We start from the raw sequence: 1,633 nt of genomic DNA, 5'->3' as shown, positions 1-1,633 counted from the left end.
CGGGGCCACCGGCGGGCCGCGTCGCGCAGGGTGTCCAGCGCGCCCGGATCCCATTCGAGATCGGGGTTGGCGAACACGATCCAACCGACCCGGTCGTCGAGCGCGGCAACCCCGGCGTTGACCCCGCCGCCGTAGCCGAGATTGCCCCCGGTGTGCACCAGGCGCACGTGTTCGGCCTCGGCCGCCTTCTCCGGGGCGCCGTCGACGGAGCCGTTGTCGGCGAGCACGACGGTGACGTCGTCGTCGGTGGCGTCGTCCAGGGTGTCGAGGAAACGTCGCAGGTCCTCCCCCGGCGAGTAGGTCACCACCACCACGGCGACGTCGTCACCATAGGTTTCGGGGTCACCGTAGAGGCCGGGCGCGGTCTCGGGGCCGTCGGTCACGGAGCCATTGTGCACGCGCCACCGCCCGTGCCCGTCCGGTGGGCGGCCGGTGGGCGGTTCGTGGGACAGACGCCCCGTCGCCGCACCTCCGGTGTGGTCAGGGGCCGGTACGGTGCCGGTACCAGGCCCGGTCGTAGGCCTCCAGGTGGTCGCCGGCCGACCGGATCCAGGAGAACTCCTTGGCCCGGCGGCGCGCGGCCTGCGCCAGCTCCGCCCGCCGCGCGGGGTCGTCGAGCAGTCCGCGCAGTGCCGCCGCGACGTCGGCGGCATGCACACCGCAGTAGGCCACCGTGTCCCCGCCCACCTCGGGCAGCGCGAGCCGTCGCGTGGTGAGCACGCACGCCCCGGAGGCCATCGCCTCGAGCACGGGCAGGCCGAACCCCTCCCCCAGGCTCGGGTAGGCCACCACCTCGGCGCCGCCGAGGAACCCGGCGAGGGTGTCCACGGGGAGGTACCCGGCACGGACGATCCGGAGCCGGTGCGGCGCGGCGGCGAGGGCGTCGTCCACCCGCCGGTCCCAGCCCGGTTGCCCCGCGAGGACGAGCGCGGGCGGATCCGGGCGGTCGGCCACGGCCTCGGCGAATCCCCGGATCAGCGCGGGCAGGTTCTTGCGGGGCTCGAAGGCGCCGAGGAAGGCCACGTACGGCGTGTTCCCGATCCCGGTCACCTGCCGCGCGGCGCGCACCTGTTCCGTCGACGGCGGGTGGAAGCGGTGTTCGTCCACACCGTGCCGGATCACCCGCAGCTCCGCCCCGCGGGCGCGGGTGACGCGGCCGAGTTCCCCGGCGGTGGCGAGGCTGGGTACGACGCACAGCCGCGCCCGCCGCAGGGAGATCTCCGTCCACGCGCGGAAGAACCGCGCCTTCACCGACGAGTGCAGCACCGCGTCGGTGAAGAAAGTCGCGTCGTGCAGGGTCACCACCGAGGCCGCCCGGCTCGCCAGCGGCATCGTGTAGTGCGGGGAGTGGACCACGTCGACGCCGAGGCCGCGGACCAGGGCGGGCAGGGTGGTCTGTTCCCAGGTCAGCCGCGCCGTCCTGGTGGAGACCGCCTGAGCGGTGGGGATCACCCGGCACCGGGGGGCGAGTTCGGAGTAGAGGTGGCCGTCGCGGGGTTGGCAGACCACGGTGAGCCGCGCACCGGCCTCGTCGAGCGCGGCGACGAGCGAGTCGACGTACCGGCCCACACCACCGCGGTCGGCGGGAACCGCCGTGGCGTCGAGCAGGACACGTGGTTCGGGCACGGGGGCA

The 1,633-nt window shown here is 74.8% G+C and carries 2 protein-coding genes; both read right to left on the bottom strand.

Features of this window, described 5'->3' with window-relative positions; genetic code table 11:
* Positions 1-398, bottom strand: a 398-nt coding sequence (locus ACTIR_RS21585) for a glycosyltransferase family 2 protein (RefSeq protein WP_026453278.1), incomplete at its 3' end; no start/stop codon positions are given.
* An 82-nt stretch (positions 399-480) separates the two neighbouring features.
* On the bottom strand, positions 481-1,626 hold the full coding sequence (locus tag ACTIR_RS0103825; protein ID WP_026453277.1) for a glycosyltransferase family 4 protein: 1,146 nt from the start codon (positions 1,624-1,626) through the stop codon (positions 481-483).
* Between the last annotated feature and the right edge of the window lie 7 nt (positions 1,627-1,633).

This window comes from Saccharomonospora iraqiensis subsp. iraqiensis, assembly GCF_000430445.1.
In the GTDB taxonomy this organism is placed as follows: Bacteria; Actinomycetota; Actinomycetes; order Mycobacteriales; family Pseudonocardiaceae; genus Saccharomonospora; species Saccharomonospora iraqiensis.
The sequence above is the reverse complement of the archived record's forward strand: the minus strand, read 5'-3'. Positions and strand labels throughout refer to the sequence as shown.